The following is a 16,803-nucleotide window of genomic DNA, read 5'->3' on the forward strand; positions in this document are numbered from 1 at the left end:
AGGCACCGGGGTGCCTTGGCAGTCAGAGGCGGCGCAGGAGAGCGCCCGAGGGAACAGGTTTTACCAGCCGTCGGCGGCACGGGTGCCGAATTTCTCGACAAGGAAGTCAATCAGCGCGCGAACCTTGGGCTGCGTGTAGCGCCCCGAAGGATAGACCGCATGAAGCCCCTGAATATCGCGCGGCAGATCGGGGATGACATCTTCCACCAGCCCGGTTTTCATGGCGTCGGCATAGAGGAAGCTGGGAAGATAGGCGATGCCAAGCCCATTGATCGCCGCCGTCAGCAGCGACTGGCCGTCATTGACAGAGAACCAAGTGGCAGAGCGCACCTGCCGCACCTCGCCCGAGGGGGCGGTGATCTTCCACATAGAAGAGGCGGCGTTGTGCGAATAGTACAGCAAGCGATGCGCGTTCAGATCATCCAGCCGTTCCGGGCGGCCATGTTCGGCCAGGTAGGCAGGCGACGCGATCAGGCGTTGCGTGGTCTCGCAAATCTTGCGGGCGCGCAGGGTGCTGTCATCCATCTCGCCCATGCGGATGGCCAGATCGAACCCTTCCGAGATCAGCTCGACATAGCGGTTCTTCAGCACCATGTTGACCGACACATCGGGGTAGCGGGTCAGGAATTCGCCAAGGATGGGCGACAGATGCGTCGCGCCGAAATCGGTCGGAACCGCCAGCCGCAACACGCCAGAGGGCGCGGATTGCATGGAAGTGACAAGGCTGTCCGCCTCACCCGCGTCGTTCAAAACGCGGCGGGCACGGTCGTAATAGGCAAGCCCGATATCGGTGGGGCTGACGCGGCGCGTGGTGCGGTTCAGCAGGCGCGCGCCCAGACGGGCCTCTAGCGAAGAGACGTGCTTGGACACGGCGGACTTGGAAATGCCCATCTTGCGGGCCGCATCGGTGAAACCGCCTTGGTCCACCACGGTGGCAAATGCTTCCATTTCGGTCAGTCGGTCCATCGTCACGCCTCAAGAAACCAATTCGATAATGATGCATCTTTGTCCTCAATTCGGGCAAGAATGCGGAGCGGGCGGGACATTCCCGCGACAAAGCCCCGGTCCGATTTGAAAAATCCACGCCACGTCTTGTGCCAATCTTGCAACAGTGCCGCGCGCTTCCCACATATATCCCGAGGCCCGCACAGGCCACCGCGCTGCATTTCAGGCGGGGTCACGAACCGGGTGCTTTATGAAAGGACGACACCATGAACATGGACAAATTCACTGAACGCGCCCGCGGTTTCGTGCAAGCCGCACAGACCATCGCGCTGCGCGAAGACCACCAGCGGCTAACCCCTGCCCACCTTCTGAAGGCGTTGCTGGATGACGATCAGGGCATGGCCGCAAAGCTGATTTCCCGCGCAGGCGGCGCGCCGGCGCAGGTTGCGCAATCCAACGATCTGGCGCTTGCCAAGCTGCCCAAGGTGCAGGGCGGCGACGGGCAGATCTACATGGACCCGCAGATGGCGCGCGTGCTGGATCAGGCCCAGCAGGTGGCCGACAAGGCCGGTGACAGTTTCGTCACGGTCGAACGGTTGCTGACCGCGCTGGCGCTGGTCAAATCCGACGCGAAAGAGGCGCTGGATGCCGGTGCCGTGACCGCGCAGAACCTGAACAGCGCGATCAATGACCTGCGCAAGGGCCGCACCGCCGACAGCGCCAGCGCCGAGGACAATTTCGACGCGCTGAAGAAATACGCCCGCGACCTGACCGAAGCCGCGCGCGACGGCAAGATCGACCCGATCATCGGCCGCGACGACGAGATTCGCCGCGCCATGCAGGTGCTCAGCCGCCGGACCAAGAACAACCCGGTCCTGATTGGTGAACCCGGCGTGGGGAAAACCGCCATTGCCGAGGGCTTGGCGCTGCGCATCGTGAACGGCGATGTGCCTGAGTCCCTGCGCGACAAACGCCTGATGGCGCTGGACATGGGCGCACTGATTGCAGGTGCGAAATACCGGGGCGAATTCGAGGAACGGCTGAAAGCCATCCTGTCGGAAGTGACCGCCGCCGAGGGTGAGATCATCCTCTTCATCGACGAGATGCACACGCTGGTCGGCGCGGGCAAATCCGAAGGCGCAATGGATGCCGCGAACCTTATCAAACCCGCGCTGGCACGGGGCGAGTTGCATTGCATCGGGGCCACCACGCTGGATGAATACCGCAAGCATGTGGAAAAGGACGCAGCACTTGCCCGCCGCTTCCAGCCCGTGATGGTCGAGGAACCGTCGGTCGAGGATACGATCTCTATCCTGCGGGGCATCAAGGAAAAGTATGAACTGCACCACGGCGTGCGGATTTCCGACAGCGCGCTGGTGACAGCGGCCACGCTCTCGCATCGCTACATCACCGACCGGTTCCTGCCGGACAAGGCGATCGACCTGATGGACGAGGCCGCCAGCCGCCTGCGCATGGAAGTGGACAGCAAGCCCGAGGAACTGGACGCGCTGGACCGCGACATCTTGCAAAAGCAGATCGAGGCCGAGGCGTTGAAGAAAGAAGACGACGCCGCGTCCAAGGATCGGCTGGAAGGGCTGGAGCGCGAATTGGCGGAGTTGCAGCAGCGCAGCGCCGAGATGACCGCCACCTGGCAGGCAGAGCGCGACAAGCTGGAAGCTGCGCGCCAGATCAAGGAAGATCTGGACCGCGCCCGGATAGAGCTGGAAACCGCCAAACGGACGGGCGATTTCGCCACCGCCGGGAAGCTGCAATACGGCCAGATCCCCGAGCTGGAGCGCAAACTGGCCGAGGCCGAAGCGCGAGAGACCGAGAAGATGGTCGCCGACGCCGTGCGCCCAGAGCAGATTGCCGAAGTGGTCGAACGCTGGACGGGCATCCCCACAAGTAAAATGCTGGAAGGTGAGCGCGAGAAGCTGTTGCGCATGGAAGACGAGTTGCGCAAGCGTGTTGTTGGCCAAGACGCGGCCTTGCGCGCCGTGGCCAATGCCGTGCGCCGTGCGCGCGCGGGTCTGAACGACGAGAACCGCCCTCTTGGGTCGTTCCTGTTCCTTGGGCCAACCGGCGTGGGCAAGACCGAACTTACCAAGGCGGTCGCGGCCTACCTGTTCGACGACGATCAGGCGATGGTGCGTATCGACATGTCCGAATTCATGGAGAAGCATTCGGTCGCACGGCTGATCGGTGCCCCTCCGGGCTATGTCGGCTATGACGAAGGCGGCGTTCTGACCGAAGCGGTGCGGCGGCGCCCGTATCAGGTGATCTTGTTCGACGAGGTCGAAAAGGCGCATCCGGACGTGTTCAACGTGCTGTTGCAGGTGCTCGATGACGGGGTGCTGACCGATGGTCAGGGCCGCACGGTCGATTTCAAGCAAACGCTGATCGTGTTGACCTCTAACCTTGGGTCGCAGGCGCTGTCACGTCTGCCCGAAGGGTCTGACCCGAAAGCCGCGCGCGACGAGGTGATGGAAGCGGTGCGGGCGCATTTCCGCCCCGAATTCCTGAACCGTCTGGACGAGACCGTGATCTTCGACCGCCTGGCTCGCAAGGATATGGACGCGATTGTCGATATCCAGATCGGTCGGTTGCTGAAACGCCTGCTGGCGCGCAAGATCACGCTGGATCTGGACGACAGCGCCCGCGCATGGCTGGCCGACAAGGGCTATGACCCGGTCTATGGCGCGCGCCCGCTGAAGCGGGTGATCCAGCGCTACTTGCAAGACCCGCTGGCAGAGTTGCTGCTGGGTGGCAAGATCATGGACGGCACCACCGTGACCGTCACGGCCGGGCCGGACGGGTTGCTGATCGGCGACCATCTGGCCAGCGACGAGGACGCGCCGAAAGCCGCCGTTCACTAACCCAAGGGCGCGCAGGGCAATGGCCTTGCGCGCCTTTTCTCAGGGTGGGTCGGTCCGAACCGGGATCTGCAAAACCACCCGCAGACCGCCAAGGGCAACCCCATCCTCCAACACAAGCTTTCCGCCATGCGCGCGCGCGATGTCTTGGGCGATTGCCAAGCCAAGGCCCACATGCGCCCCCGCATTCTGGTTGCGCGACTGGTCCAGCCGCACGAAAGGTTCGCAAACCCGAGCGCGGTCTTCGGGGGCAATGCCCGGCCCGTCATCTTCGACCGCGATTGTCAGGCTGCTGCCATCCAAGGACATGTCCACGCGGGCCACCGTGCCGTATTCCAGCGCGTTGCCCAGAATATTGTCCAGCGCCCGGTCCAGTTGCCCCTCGCGTAGTTGCATCTGCCGGGGCAGGCCATCGGCCAAGTGCAACTCGACCTTACGCCCCGCACTATGATAGCGGGCCACCAGATCGGCCACGATCTGCGCGGGGTCCAGCAGGGCAAGGCGCGCCGCCTCTTCCCCGCGGGCGTAATCCAGAAAACCGTTCAACAGCTTTTCCAGATCGGCGATTTCCGTTTCCAGCGCGTCGCGATCCTCTGACGGGTCGGCCATGGACAGCATAAGCCGCATTCGCGTCAGCGGCGTGCGCATGTCATGGCCCAAGCCCGACAGCATCATCTTGCGCTGCGCATTCTGCCGCTCCAGCCGGTTGCGCATGTCGATGAACGCCAGCGCGGCGGCGCGAATCTCGCGTGCGCCTGACGCGCGCAATTGCACCGACTGCCCGCGCCCATATGCCTCTGCCGCCGCCCCCAGCCGCCGAATGGGGCGGATTTGCAGGCGCAGATATTGCAACGCGATCAGCACCAGCACGATAGAGGCTGCGAAGACAAGCACCAGCAACTGGTGCGGATTTGTAGGCGCCAGCCGATAGCGCGGGATAGACACTTGCAATGGCCCGTGCCCTGTCTGCGCCCAAAACACGGCACTGTCCGGGTCGTTGCGCAGCATGGCTCCCAGATACTCCGGCACGCCAGCGGCCAGCACCGACAGTATCTCGCGCCCAGCCAGATCATACCAAGCGGCCCCCGGCTGGTTATTCTCAGGGGGCGCGGTGCCAAGGGTCAACTGCATCTCCAGCGCGCGGGCAATGTCGGATTGCATGATCGCGGGCAGATCGGAATCGGGCGCGGCATCTATCCGCGCGATCACCACGCGGGCCGCGTCCAGCGCGCCGCCGGTCATCTGTTGCGTGACCCGCTCGTAATGGCGCTGCACGAAAACCACCGACAGCACGATCTGCAAAAGCAGGATCGGCACGACCACGATCAGCACTGCGCGCCCGAAAAAGCTGCGGGGCAAAATGGTCTTGATCGCGGGCAACGGGTTCAGCATCGGGCAGGTCCAATCGGGTCGGGGCCAACATACACGCTATACAGCCCCATCGCACCGCGATATTTTCCCGGCATATGAGCAGCCTGACCCACCTTGCCCCCGACCTGCGCCTGATCCGCTGCAACAACCCGTCGCCGATGACGGGCGACGGCACCAACAGCTATATTCTTGGGTCGGGTGATCTGTGCATCATCGACCCCGGCCCGGACGATCCCGACCATCTGGCGCAGCTCTTGGCCGCGGTTGGGGACGACAAGGTGGCCTGCATACTGGTCACGCACAGCCACAAGGACCACTCGCCGCTGGCCCCTGCCCTTGCCAGCGCCACGGGTGCCCCGGTTTTGGCCTATGGCGACAGCCGCGCGGGGCAAAGCGCACTTATGCAGCGCTTGGCCGCCGAAGGTGTATCGGGCGGCGAGGGTGTCGACCCCGCCTTTCGCCCCGACCGCGACCTGCAAGATGGCGAGGTCGTGGGTTTCGGGCAGAACCGGATCACCGCCATCTGGACACCGGGGCATATGGGCAATCACATGTGCTTTCAGTGGCGCGACATGATTTTCACGGGCGACCATGTGATGGGCTGGGCCCCGTCGCTCGTCTCGCCGCCCGATGGGGATATGGGGGCGTATATGGCCTCGCTTGCGAAACTGGCAGACTTGGGCGCGCGGGTGTTTCACTCGGGTCACGGCGCGCCGATCACGGACCCCGCCGCCCGAATTGCAGAGCTTACGACCCACCGCAAAGCCCGCGAGAGCGCAATCCTCGCGGAACTTGGCGAAGGCCCGGCGACAATCGACAAGCTGACCCGGCGGATCTATACCGACCTGAACCCCGCCCTGCACAAAGCCGCCGCGCGGAATGTCTTTGCCCATCTGGTCGACCTGCATAACCGAGAGGTGGTCAAGGCCCACAAGTCCCTGCACCCGATGGCAGAATTCAGCTTGTTGCAAAGCTGACAATTTTCTTGCCGATTCCCACTTTACGCCCCCAAACGCAGTTGCTATAGCGCGCCCATGGTCCGGCGTAGCTCAGCGGTAGAGCAGTTGACTGTTAATCAATTGGTCGTAGGTTCGATCCCTACCGCCGGAGCCATCTTCCTCTGAATAACCCTTTATCACGCCCTGCCTAGAGCAGCCCTGCGCATTGCAGGATCTGGGGGATTTTCTGTTTGACCTTGAAGAATCCAGCCGTCGCATGGGGGCAGACCAGTCGGTCCCAGTCGCGCTGGACCTCTGTCAGGGTCACGCCTTGCGCGGCCATAGCGGGCGACGCGCTGTCCAGCCAGTCGCGCAGCGGGCCGCGGGGGACAAAGCCTGTCACGATCTGTTCCGCGCCCGCTTTGGCCGCCCATTTGGCCAAGTCACCCGGCACGCCTGCGCGCAGGGCCGTGGCGTCAGGGGCAAGCCGGCTGGCCGAGTCCTGAAGCGCTGCGCGTTCGAAATCGGCGACCACGTCTGACACCGGGCCGAGCGAGCGCAGATGGCTCGCTTCCAAGGTTGCGCTTGCGACGATGTTCAACCCTTCCGGCACGGCCAGCGTGCAATCCTCTTCCGTCAGCAACAAGGCCGTAGGCCGTGCCATGTCAGGCGAGGAGGGCGTGCGCAGGCCCAAGCGCGGCGGCAGGCCGTCAGGTTCTTCATGCTCCAGCGCCGGGGCGTCTGGGGCCAGATCCGCTTCGCGCGGGGAAAAGCGGCCATCGGTGAATTTGGCGATGTTCCACGCCTGCGCGGCATAGGTCTTGCCACGCGTGTGCAGCCCGGCAACCCAGCGCCAGCCGAGCGTGTTCGAGGCCGGATCGCCATCCAACAGGTGGCGCAGGAAGAAATCCGCGCCCAAGCGCCATGGCAGGCCGAAGGTGAATATCCAGATGGACGCGAACCACATCCTTGCGTGGTTGTGCAGATAACCCGTCTCTGTCAGCTCCTGCGCCCAGGCGTCGAAATAGTCCAGCCCCGTGCGCCCCTCGGTCGCGGCTTGCACCTGTGCGCGTAGCTTGCGGTCTTCGGCGACAAGCGCCAGATCGCGCTGCAGCCCGTCGCGGTAGCTGTTCCATGTGGTGGGGCGCTGTTCCAGCCAGCCTTTGAAATAGCTGCGCCAGACGACCTCTTGAATGAATTTCTCGGCCCCCTCTGGCCCATGCGCGGCCAAGGCGGCGGCGATCACCTCGTCCTCGGACACCAAGCGGCGGCGGATATGCGGCGAGAGCCGTGACACCGCCCCATGCCGCCCCGGCCCATAATCGGTGTTGCGGCGCTTGGCGTAGCGCGCGCCCATCTCTGGCGTGAAGGCGGCCAGACGGGCAAGGGCGGCATCGCGGGTCGGTTCTATCTGGGTCATGCGGTCCTCTTTGGCTTTGGGCGGCAAATGGCGCGCCCAAGGCCAAAGTCAAAGCCACAAGACCTAGAACAGAACCCCCGGCAACCACAGCACAAGCTGCGGGAACATGAACAAGAGCACGATGGCCGTGATCTGCAACAGCACGAAGGGGATCGCGCCCTTGTAGATCATACCGGTCGTGACCGAATTCGGGGCCACGCCGCGCAGGTAGAACAGCGCGAAGCCGAAGGGTGGCGTCAGGAAGCTGGTTTGCAGGTTCACCCCGATCATCACGCCCAGCCAGACCGGGTCGACCCCCAGCATCAGCAGCGTCGGCGCGGTAATCGGCAGCACGATGAAGATGATCTCGAACGTATCAAGGATAAAGCCCAGAACGAACATCAGCACCATGACGGTAATCATCGCACCCATCGCGCCGCCCGGCATGGCCGACAGGAATTCGTGCACCAGATCGTCGCCGCCCATCTGGCGGAAGACGATGGCGAAGACCGACGCGCCGAAGAGGATGATGAAGATCATCGAGGTGATGACCGCCGTGCGGCGCGCCACATCGACGAAAACCTGACCGCTCAGGCGGCGGCGCAGCGCGGCCAGAATGGTGGCCCCGACGGCGCCGACCGACGCGGCCTCTGTTGGTGTCGCGATACCGCCCAAGATCGACCCAAGCACGGCGAAGATCAGCAAAAGCGGCGGGATCAGCGCGGTCACGATTTCGCGGCCCAGTCCGGCCTTTTCTTCGGGCGGGATGGGCGTTGCGGGGCAGCTTTCGGGCCGCACCACCGCCATGAACAGGATATAGGTGATATAGAGTGCTACCATCACCAAGCCCGGAATGAACGCACCCGCGAAGAGGTCGCCCACAGACACCGTGGTGGGTGCGAAATTCCCAAGGCTCATCTGGACCTGGCTGTGCATCCCCGCGATCATGTCGCCCATGAAGATCAGCACGGTCGAGGGCGGGATGATCTGCCCAAGCGTGCCGCTGGCGCAGATGGCCCCGCAGGCCAGCTTGGGGTCATAGCCCGCGCGCATCATCGCGGGCAGCGAAATCAGGCCCATCGTCACCACGGTCGCGCCCACCACGCCGGTGCTGGCGGCCAGAAGCGCGCCCACAAGGATAACCGATATGCCAAGCCCGCCGCGCATATTGCCAAACAGGCGGCCCATGGTGGACAGAAGCTGTTCTGCAATATTCGAGCGTTCCAGCATCACGCCCATGAAGATGAACAAGGGCACCGCGACCAGCACCTCGTTCAGCATGTAGCCCGTGTAGCGGCCTGCCAAAGAACGCAGGTTCGACATGTCGAACACGCCGAAATAGAGGCCCGCGAAGGCAAACAGAATAGACGTGCCCGCCAGCGTGAAGGCCACCGGAAAGCCCAGCAGCAGGAAACCGATCACGCCAAGGAACATTGTCCCGGCGAGGATCTCGCCAATCAAAACCGGATCCATGTCAGGCGTTCTCCGTCTCGTATTGGTAGCGGTAGTCTTCGGGCACAAGGTCTTCGCGACCCGCGATAATCAGGATCGACCGGATCGCCATCGCGATCCCCTGCAACCCGATCAGCGCCGCGAACACCAGAATGAAGCTTTTCAGCACGAACAGACCCGGCATCCCGCCGGGGTTCGCCGAGCCCTCAAGCAGGCCGATGGAGCGTTCGACAAAGGTGAAGGAATAAATCCAGACCACTGCGGCAAAGGGCATGAGGAAGATCGCGACGCCCAGCAGGTCCATCCACGCCTTGCGCAGCGTGCTGGCGGGCCGAAAGAAGATGTCCACGCGCACATGGTCGTTGCGATACAGGCCATAGCCCGCCACGGCGGTGAACATCACGCCGTTCAGCCATGGGTAAAGGTCTTGCATCCACAACCGGGTATTGGCGAACAGGTAGCGTTCGACCACCACCCAGAAACACACAAGGACGATCCCCACCGACAACCACATGAAGGTGTTGCCGACAAGGCGGTTCAGCGCGTTGATCGCTTTCATGAGTGCGGCGAGTGCGGTCATCATGGCCCTCGTGATCGGATGCTTGGTTGCCCAAAAGGCCCCGGATCACGTCCGGGGCCTTCGGGATTGGCTTTGCGATTGGCCTTAGCCCAGGTCGGAAATATCGAAATATTTCTGACGCGCCAGGGCGTAGGTCAGGTCCGTGCGCTCGGTGCGGGTGCGCAGCACGTTCAGGTTGCTGACATAGCTTTGCGCGACCTTCTTGGTCAGCTCGTCACCACCTTCGAGGATTTCGCTCAGCAGCTCTTTCGCAGCATTCGCGCCACCCTGCCAGATTTCTTCCGGCCAGTTCTCGTGCACGATGACGCCATGGTTCTCGACCATGTCGGCCAGCGCGATCGGGTCATTGGCATAGAATTCCGACGGAACCTGATCGTATTCCGCTTGGCAGGCATCGCGAACAATGGCTTGCAGGTTCGCGGGCAGCGCCTGAAACTTGGCCTTGTCCACCACAACCTCGGTCGCCAGACCCGGCTCGTTGAAAGAGCTGGTGTAGTAGTGCTTGCGCAGCTGGTGGAAGCCCAGCGCACGGTCATTGTAGGGGCCGACGAATTCGGCGGCATCCAGCGCGCCCGATTGCAGCGCTTGGAAAATCTCGCCACCAGCAAGGTTCGTGACCGATGCGCCCATCTTCTGCCAGACCTGACCACCAAGGCCGGGGGTGCGGAAGCGTAGACCCTGAATATCGGCCAGACCGGTCAGCTCTTGGTTAAACCAGCCACCAGCCTGCGTGCCGGTATCGCCCGACAGGAAGCCCTGAACGCCGAACTGGTCATAGATTTCGTCCCACAGCTCCTGGCCGCCGCCGTAACGCACCCATGCCGCCAATTCGCGCGAGGTCATACCGAAGGGAACGCCGGTGAAGAAGGACAGGCCGACGGACTTGTTCTGCCAGTAATAGGCGGCACCATGGCTCATCTCGGCAGAGCCGTCGATGACAGCGTCCAGCGATTGCAGCGCCGGCACCATTTCGCCGGCAGCGAACACTTCAACCGTCAGCGCACCGTCAGAGGCCGCGGTGATACGGTCGGCCACGCGCTGCGCGCCGGTGCCCAGACCGGGGAAATTGCGCGGCCATGTCGTGACCATGCGCCAAGTGATGTTGCCTTGCGCCACCGCGGGCGCGGCAAGGGTCGAGGCTGCGGCAGCCGTGCCGCCCAGCGCCGATGTCTTCAGAAAAGAACGACGATCCATTCTTACTCCTCCCGAGTTATCATTCAGGCAGTGTTCTGCCCGTGCGCGAACTTAGACCACAGCCCGCGACCGGAGTGAACAAAAAACCTTACCAATGTTATCGATAACACGCCGCATCATTGCCTCAGCGGCCCAGATGCAATTCGCCCCGCTCTGCGGCCAAGGCGATCTGGCGCTGGCGTTCGCGAAATCCCTCGCGCCGCTCGGGGCTGAATTCATCGACGCAATGGTGACACTGCACGCCCTCTTCGTATTCGGGGCGCTTGGTGTCTTCGGGCCAAAGCGGGCGGCGGCAGGCATGGCACATGATATGCGGGCCGGGCTTTAGCCCATGCTCGACCGAAACACGCTGATCGAACACGAAACACGCGCCCTTCCACAGGCTTTGCTCTGGCGGCACGTCCTCCAGATATTTCAGGATGCCGCCCTTTAGATGATAGACCTCTTGCACCCCCTGCCCCAGCAGGTAGTTGGTCGATTTCTCGCAGCGAATGCCGCCCGTGCAGAACATGGCAATCCGCTTGTTGTGAAAGCGGTGGCGGTTTTCCTCCCACCATTGCGGGAATTCGCCAAAGGCCTTGGTGCCCGGATCAATCGCGCCTTCAAACGTGCCGATGGCAACCTCGTAATCATTGCGCGTGTCGATCACAGCCACATCGGGCGCGCTGATAAGGTCGTTCCAGTCGGCGGGGTCCACATAATGCCCGGTGCCCGCGCGCGGATCGACATCGGGCTGGCCCATGGTGACGATCTCGCGCTTCAGCCGCACCTTCATGCGGCCGAAGGGCATCTCGGGCGCGTGGCTTTCCTTCCACTCCAGCCCGGCACAGCCCGGAAGTGCGCGAATATGGGCTAGAACCGCATCAATCCCGTCGCGCGTGCCCGCAATCGTGCCGTTGATCCCCTCTTGCGCCAACAAGAGAGAGCCCTTGACCTCTTTGGCGCAGCACAAGGCCGCCAACGGCCCTTTCAACGCCGAAGGGTCATCGAAACGGGTGAAATGGTATAGCGCGGCGACGGTAAACATGGCGGCTCCATAAATCCCGATCCGTGTCATCGCAAGACTGAAGGCAGCGGTGTCAGGCCTCCAGCCACGAATCGACAACGCGGCCCAGATCGGCCCAATCGGTATATTCGTGATCCACGTCCAGATCGGCATCGGGGTCTTTCTTGGCCACGATCCGCCGCATGATGAACCTTGTAAGCATGTCGTATCTCGACGGCGTGTAGGCCCCGGCGGTATGTTCTACCCGCGACGGCGTCCAGCCTGTTGCCTGCGCCAGATCCTGTTCGATCTTGGCCAAGGCCCGCCAATCGTCGGAATCGTGCCCGGCTGCGGCCAAGGACACCGGCAGGAACAAGGTCGGATGCGCCCCAAGCCAGCCAGCATGGGCCGCCGCGAACTCTGCCAGCGCGGGCTTGAACTGACCGACATGGATGGAGGCCACAAGAACGGCGCGGTCGAACCGGGCCATCTCCAACCCATCCGCATCGTCTAACGCCAAAAGCTCGCTCGAGTGTCCCGCATCCGCGGCCCGGTCCGCGATCCAGCGGGCAATCTTGCGCGATTGCCCTTCCTTGGTGGCATAGCCGACGAGAATCTTCATATCCGACCCTCCTGAACGTGATGGCGGCAAAATAGCAGCTATGCGGCCCGCGGGGATTGATACACGTCAAAACGACCCCGTTGCAGATATGGCTTCAACGCTTAGGATAGGCGCGACCGCATAAGCGAAAGGCCGAACATGCACGCCCTGATCGTCATCGACCTGCAAAACGATTTCTGCCCCGGCGGCGCTCTGGCCGTGACAGACGGCGACCAGATCGTGCCCGGCGTGAATGCCCGCATGGCAGAGGCCGAGGCCGTGATCCTGACGCAAGACTGGCACCCGGCCGATCACAGCTCTTTCGCCAGCCAGCACGCAGGCCGCGCGCCGATGCAGATGGTGGACATGCCCTATGGCCCCCAAGTGCTGTGGCCGGACCATTGCGTGCAAGGGTCACACGGGGCGGCATTCCACGCGGGGCTGAACACCGAGCACGCCGACCTGATTATCCGCAAAGGGTTCCGCCGCCAGATCGACAGCTATTCGGCGTTTTTCGAGAATGACCAGAAAACCCCCACCGGGCTGGAAGGGTATCTGCGCACGCGTGGGCTGACCGAGTTGGAATTCGTGGGCCTTGCCACCGATTTTTGCGTGGCATGGTCGGCGATTGATGCCGCGAAGCTGGGCTTCAAGGTGCGCGTGCTGACCAGCCTGTGCCGGGGGATCGACCTGAACGGGTCCATGGCCAAGGCCGCAGAGCAGATGCGCGGTGCCGGCGTGGAGTTGGCCTGACCCATGGACATCGCCACCCGCGTCTATAACCACCGCTGGAAGCTGGACCCGATCGTCCGGTCCCTGATCGACACCGATTTCTACAAGCTTCTGATGTGCCAGTCGGTCTTTACCAACCGCCCCGACACGCGCGTGACCTTCAGCCTGATTAACCGCGCCAAGGATGTGCCGCTGGCCAAGCTGATCGACGAAGGCGAACTGCGCGCCCAACTGGACCATATCCGCACGCTGCGCCTGTCGCGCGGCGAATCGACCTTTCTGCGCGGCAATACGTTCTACGGCAAACGCCAGATGTTCCGGCCCGATTTCATGGAATGGTTCGAGAATTTCCAACTGCCCCCCTACCATCTGGAACGCGTGGGCGATCAGTATGAACTGACCTTCGAGGGGTCTTGGGCAGAGGCCATGCTGTGGGAAATCCCGGCGCTGGCGGTGCTGATGGAGCTGCGCTCGCGCGCCGTGCTGGGCCAGATGAAACGGTTCGAATTGCAGGTGCTTTACGCTCGCGCCATGACGCGCGTCTGGGAAAAGATCGAAGGACTGCAAGGGCTGGAGGGGTTGCGCATTGCCGATTTCGGCACCCGCCGCCGCCACAGTTTCTTGTGGCAGGACTGGTGCGTGCAGGCCATGATGGAAGGTCTTGGAGAGCGATTTATCGGCACCTCGAATTGCCTGATCGCCATGCGCCGAGAGGTCGAAGCCATCGGCACCAACGCGCATGAATTGCCCATGGTCTACGCCGCCCTTGCCCCCGATGACGCGGCGCTGGCGCAAGCGCCCTACCGCGTGCTGGCCGATTGGCAGGCAGAGCATTCCGGCAACCTGCGCATCATCCTGCCCGACACCTACGGCACCCAAGGTTTTCTGGACCGCGCCCCCGACTGGCTGGCCGAGTGGACCGGCATTCGCATCGATTCGGGCGCACCCGAAGCCGGGGCCGAAGCCGCGATCCGCTGGTGGCAGGCCCATGGCCAAGACCCGCGCGAGAAGCTTGTCATCTTTTCCGACGGGCTGGACGTGGACCGCATCACCGCCCTGCACCGCCAATTCGCGGGCCGGGTCAAGGTCAGCTTCGGTTGGGGCACGCTTTTGACAAATGATTTCCGCGGCTTGGCCGAAGGCGACGGGCTGGCCCCGTTCAGCCTGGTGTGCAAGGCCATCAGCGCCGACGGCAAACCCACCGTCAAACTGTCAGACAATCCGAACAAGGCCATGGGGCCAGCTGCGGAAATCGAACGCTACAAGCGGGTTTTCGGTGTGGGCACCCAACAGGCACAGGCGGTGACAGTGTAAACTTGCCGGAAACCATTCCGGCAGGAATCGGCGCAGGACGCGCGCGCTCACTCCGATTTTTGGTGACAGGTGCCCTGACCTGTGGTGCAATCATTCTGTCGCAATCAGAGAAGGAGGACACCTGAATGTCACTAACCTCGCATCTAACCGCGCTCCGCGAAAAACACGCGCATCTCTCTGAACAGGTCGACATGATCCAGCGAAGCCCGGGCAGCAGCGACCAGGAAATCGCCACGCTGAAGAAGCAAAAGCTACGCCTGAAAGAAGAAATCGAACGCCTGTCGCACGCCTAGGGCGACCAGAACAGTTTCACGGAACGGCCCGCATCGCGCGGGCCGTTTTGCGTTCGGGCACTGCGCCCTAGTTGCCGCCCAAAAGCCCGCGCAGGCCGCGCCCCAGTTCTTCGGTAATACGCCCCTCGACGCCACGGCGCACGGTATCTTCCAACGATTCGCCCTCTTCGCGCTGCACGCCCAATTCGCTCTCGATGCGGGCTTCGGCCTCTGCGCGGGCGCGCTCTTCCAGACGTTGCGCTTCCTCGCGGGCCAAGGCTTCAAGCCGTTCGCGTTCCTCTTCCAGCCGTTCGCGGGCGAGTGCCTCCATGTCCAGCCGGAAGCGCGGCGCGCTCCAGGGGCCGGTCACGATCAACGGCACACGCAGGGCATTGCCTTCGGCATCACGCAGCGCCGATGGCACGATCCGGTAGTCCAGCGTCTGCGCCCCGACACCGACCTGCCCGCGCCCGTCAACCTGCACGCGCTGCGAGTCGAGCTTGAGGTCGTCATTGCTCAGAACCCCGCCCGCCATGGTGAAGCTGCCGGTAATGCTGTTGTAAATGGTGCTTGTGCCTTCTCCGACATAACCAAGGTCCAGATTGCGTAGCATCCCGGCCAGATCGAGGCCCAGAATCTCACCCTGTGAGAAGGTCATGGACCCCTGCCCCTGCAAGCTGTTCATGATCGCATGCAGGCTGTTGCCCGACCCGAGCACATCAATACTCGCTTGCGCGGTGCCATTGAGCCGCTCGAAGTCGGCGGTATCACGCAAAAGCTGCATCAGGCTAATTCCCGCTGCATCGAGCACGGCACGCATCGATAATCCGTTGCGATTGTTGAGGATAAACTGTCCCGACACATCGCCGCCGAACAACCGCGCTTCGCGGATTTGGGTCACGGCGCGCGCGTTCTCGATCTCTGTGCGCAGGCGGATCGGGCCGAACGTGCCGCTGTCGCTGCGGATCTCGCCGATACTCAGCGCGATTTCACCGTCGATCAGGCCCACGGCAGAGGCATCTATCGGCTCTCGCGACCAGCCCGACGCCGCCGCGCCGCCGCTATCTACGCCACCGCCCGTGCCGCGCGCATTCAGAACCGGAATGGACAGCTGCGCATTGACCACCGGGCGCGCGCCACCAAGCGTGACATCCGCCGCGCCCGTCACCGCCAGATCGCCTGCATTGGCCGCAACCTCGCGCAGGAAAAGCTGGCCACTGGCGGTGCGCGTGACCTGCCCGTCAAACCGGATGGGGCGGTATTGCGCCGGCACTTCGCTGCCCGACTGCCCCAAGGCCGCAAGCACTGGCGCAAGCGCCGGCAGCGCGCCTTGCGCGCGCCCTTCCAGCACCAGATCGGTCAGCGCCGCGCGCCCTTCGAAGCTGGCCTCTGCCCCGGCGATCTCGGCCTCTAGCGCAAGTGCCGTCAGCCCCCCGGCCAGAAGCGTGGCCGCATTGCCCGCCCGCAGGCTGATGGTGACGGGTTGGCGGTTCAGCAGGGCATCCGCGTCCAGCGACAAGGGGCCGTTCATATCGGGCATGGACAGCGAGGCATTCAGCCCGGCCAAGTCCAGCACCATGTCACTGGTTTCATCCACAAAGCGCAGGGTACCGTCCACGATCCGGGCCTCTGCCAGCGACAACTCGCGCATGGCCCCACCAGACGGGGCGCTTTGCGGGGCTGCTGCCGCAGCACCGGGTTGCGCGAAATCAAATGTCGCGCGCCCGTCCGCCGCGCGGCGCAGGGTCACGACGGGCGATTGCAGCACCACGCGTTCCACCGCGACCCGGCCGGAAAACAGCGACATCAGATCGACCCCAATGTCCATTTCCGCCGCGCGCAGCAATTCGCCCTCGCCCGCCCAGTCTGGGTTGCCGATGGAAATATCCTGCGCCCGCGCGCCCAGCACGGGGAACACGCTCAGCCCCACCTCGCCCCCGATATTCAGTTGCCGGCCCGTGGCGGTCTCGAACTGATCGGCGGCAAGATTGGCAAGCCGCTCTGTCGGGACAAGGAAAATCGCGGCCCCCAGAAGGACAACAAGGCCCAGAATGGCCACGAACAGGGCTTTGACAAGGCGCATACACCACTCCACTTCCAGCTTTGCCCCAAGCCTAACGGCCCGACAGGTGCTTGTCTTTCACAAA

At 63.3% G+C, this 16,803-nt stretch carries 14 protein-coding genes and 1 tRNA gene; 6 read left to right on the top strand and 9 right to left on the bottom strand.

All coding sequences use genetic code 11. The features are described from left to right. Positions 1-60: 60 nt before the first annotated feature. The gene (locus J1C52_RS09745) at positions 61-966 is read right to left on the bottom strand and encodes a LysR family transcriptional regulator (protein WP_227427744.1); all 906 of its coding nucleotides are present in this window, start codon (positions 964-966) and stop codon (positions 61-63) included. A gap of 245 nt (positions 967-1,211) precedes the next feature. On the opposite strand from J1C52_RS09745, the gene clpB reads away from it, so the two are divergent. Then, positions 1,212-3,821: an ATP-dependent chaperone ClpB gene (gene clpB, locus J1C52_RS09750; protein WP_227427745.1), complete on the top strand. Its 2,610-nt coding sequence runs from the start codon at positions 1,212-1,214 to the stop codon at positions 3,819-3,821. A 39-nt stretch (positions 3,822-3,860) separates the two neighbouring features. Here the strand turns inward: clpB and J1C52_RS09755 are convergent, their stop codons facing one another. Beyond that, a complete protein-coding gene (locus J1C52_RS09755; RefSeq protein ID WP_227427746.1) occupies positions 3,861-5,210 on the bottom strand; it encodes an ATP-binding protein in 1,350 nt (449 codons plus the stop codon). 74 nt (positions 5,211-5,284) lie between these two features. Here J1C52_RS09755 and J1C52_RS09760 point away from each other — a divergent pair, with 74 nt between their 5' ends. Together J1C52_RS09760 and J1C52_RS09765 are read left to right on the top strand one after the other, a co-directional pair. After that, positions 5,285-6,166, top strand: a complete 882-nt coding sequence (locus tag J1C52_RS09760; protein WP_227427747.1) for an MBL fold metallo-hydrolase — start codon at positions 5,285-5,287, stop codon at positions 6,164-6,166. Between the two features lie 61 nt (positions 6,167-6,227). Next, positions 6,228-6,302: transfer RNA gene (locus J1C52_RS09765), tRNA-Asn, on the top strand. A gap of 33 nt (positions 6,303-6,335) precedes the next feature. Here J1C52_RS09765 and J1C52_RS09770 read toward each other — a convergent pair. From J1C52_RS09770 to J1C52_RS09795, 6 genes are all read right to left on the bottom strand, one after another. Then, a complete protein-coding gene (locus J1C52_RS09770) occupies positions 6,336-7,547 on the bottom strand; it encodes an FAD-binding domain-containing protein (RefSeq protein ID WP_227427748.1) in 1,212 nt (403 codons plus the stop codon). Between the two features lie 63 nt (positions 7,548-7,610). Further along, a complete protein-coding gene (locus J1C52_RS09775; protein WP_227427749.1) occupies positions 7,611-8,999 on the bottom strand; it encodes a TRAP transporter large permease in 1,389 nt (462 codons plus the stop codon). Position 9,000: 1 nt separating this feature from the next. After that, positions 9,001-9,558 carry a TRAP transporter small permease subunit gene (locus tag J1C52_RS09780; RefSeq protein WP_227427750.1) on the bottom strand — a complete coding sequence of 186 codons (558 nt, stop codon included), beginning with the start codon at positions 9,556-9,558 and terminating at the stop codon, positions 9,001-9,003. An 84-nt stretch (positions 9,559-9,642) separates the two neighbouring features. After that, the gene (locus J1C52_RS09785) at positions 9,643-10,752 is read right to left on the bottom strand and encodes a TRAP transporter substrate-binding protein (protein WP_227427751.1); all 1,110 of its coding nucleotides are present in this window, start codon (positions 10,750-10,752) and stop codon (positions 9,643-9,645) included. A 124-nt stretch (positions 10,753-10,876) separates the two neighbouring features. Beyond that, entirely contained in the window at positions 10,877-11,779 is a 903-nt protein-coding gene (locus J1C52_RS09790) for a rhodanese-related sulfurtransferase (RefSeq protein WP_227427752.1), read from the bottom strand. Positions 11,780-11,831: 52 nt separating this feature from the next. Then, complete coding sequence (locus J1C52_RS09795; RefSeq protein ID WP_227427753.1) at positions 11,832-12,359, bottom strand: flavodoxin domain-containing protein; 528 nt, start codon at positions 12,357-12,359, stop codon at positions 11,832-11,834. Positions 12,360-12,497: 138 nt separating this feature from the next. Between J1C52_RS09795 and pncA the strand changes: the two genes are divergently transcribed. The 3 genes from pncA (at position 12,498) to J1C52_RS09810 (ending at position 14,677) form a co-directional block, all read left to right on the top strand. Continuing rightward, positions 12,498-13,091, top strand: coding sequence for a bifunctional nicotinamidase/pyrazinamidase (pncA, locus tag J1C52_RS09800; RefSeq protein WP_227427754.1), 594 nt, complete (start codon positions 12,498-12,500; stop codon positions 13,089-13,091). Positions 13,092-13,094: 3 nt separating this feature from the next. After that, a complete protein-coding gene (gene pncB, locus J1C52_RS09805) occupies positions 13,095-14,384 on the top strand; it encodes a nicotinate phosphoribosyltransferase (protein WP_227427755.1) in 1,290 nt (429 codons plus the stop codon). A gap of 125 nt (positions 14,385-14,509) precedes the next feature. Then, a complete protein-coding gene (locus tag J1C52_RS09810; protein ID WP_227427756.1) occupies positions 14,510-14,677 on the top strand; it encodes a YdcH family protein in 168 nt (55 codons plus the stop codon). A 67-nt stretch (positions 14,678-14,744) separates the two neighbouring features. Here J1C52_RS09810 and J1C52_RS09815 read toward each other — a convergent pair whose 3' ends face one another. After that, positions 14,745-16,739 (bottom strand): AsmA family protein, encoded by a 1,995-nt coding sequence (locus J1C52_RS09815; protein ID WP_227427757.1) that lies wholly within the window; start codon positions 16,737-16,739, stop codon positions 14,745-14,747. Positions 16,740-16,803 lie beyond the last annotated feature (64 nt).

The sequence above is a fragment of the Roseibaca sp. Y0-43 genome (assembly GCF_020667835.1).
Taxonomy (GTDB): Bacteria; Pseudomonadota; Alphaproteobacteria; order Rhodobacterales; family Rhodobacteraceae; genus Roseinatronobacter.

Excerpts from the sequence above, each read along its gene's own strand:
- J1C52_RS09745 (WP_227427744.1), bottom strand. The coding sequence starts at position 966 with ATGGACCGACTGACCGAAATGGAAGCATTTGCCACCGTGGTGGACCAA.
- J1C52_RS09790 (WP_227427752.1), bottom strand. The coding sequence starts at position 11,779 with ATGTTTACCGTCGCCGCGCTATACCATTTCACCCGTTTCGATGACCCT.
- pncB (WP_227427755.1), top strand. The coding sequence starts at position 13,095 with ATGGACATCGCCACCCGCGTCTATAACCACCGCTGGAAGCTGGACCCG.
- pncA (WP_227427754.1), top strand. The coding sequence starts at position 12,498 with ATGCACGCCCTGATCGTCATCGACCTGCAAAACGATTTCTGCCCCGGC.
- J1C52_RS09795 (WP_227427753.1), bottom strand. The coding sequence starts at position 12,359 with ATGAAGATTCTCGTCGGCTATGCCACCAAGGAAGGGCAATCGCGCAAG.
- clpB (WP_227427745.1), top strand. The coding sequence starts at position 1,212 with ATGAACATGGACAAATTCACTGAACGCGCCCGCGGTTTCGTGCAAGCC.
- J1C52_RS09785 (WP_227427751.1), bottom strand. The coding sequence starts at position 10,752 with ATGGATCGTCGTTCTTTTCTGAAGACATCGGCGCTGGGCGGCACGGCT.
- J1C52_RS09810 (WP_227427756.1), top strand. The coding sequence starts at position 14,510 with ATGTCACTAACCTCGCATCTAACCGCGCTCCGCGAAAAACACGCGCAT.
- J1C52_RS09775 (WP_227427749.1), bottom strand. The coding sequence starts at position 8,999 with ATGGATCCGGTTTTGATTGGCGAGATCCTCGCCGGGACAATGTTCCTT.
- J1C52_RS09815 (WP_227427757.1), bottom strand. The coding sequence starts at position 16,739 with ATGCGCCTTGTCAAAGCCCTGTTCGTGGCCATTCTGGGCCTTGTTGTC.
- J1C52_RS09770 (WP_227427748.1), bottom strand. The coding sequence starts at position 7,547 with ATGACCCAGATAGAACCGACCCGCGATGCCGCCCTTGCCCGTCTGGCC.
- J1C52_RS09755 (WP_227427746.1), bottom strand. The coding sequence starts at position 5,210 with ATGCTGAACCCGTTGCCCGCGATCAAGACCATTTTGCCCCGCAGCTTT.
- J1C52_RS09780 (WP_227427750.1), bottom strand. The coding sequence starts at position 9,558 with ATGACCGCACTCGCCGCACTCATGAAAGCGATCAACGCGCTGAACCGC.
- J1C52_RS09760 (WP_227427747.1), top strand. The coding sequence starts at position 5,285 with ATGAGCAGCCTGACCCACCTTGCCCCCGACCTGCGCCTGATCCGCTGC.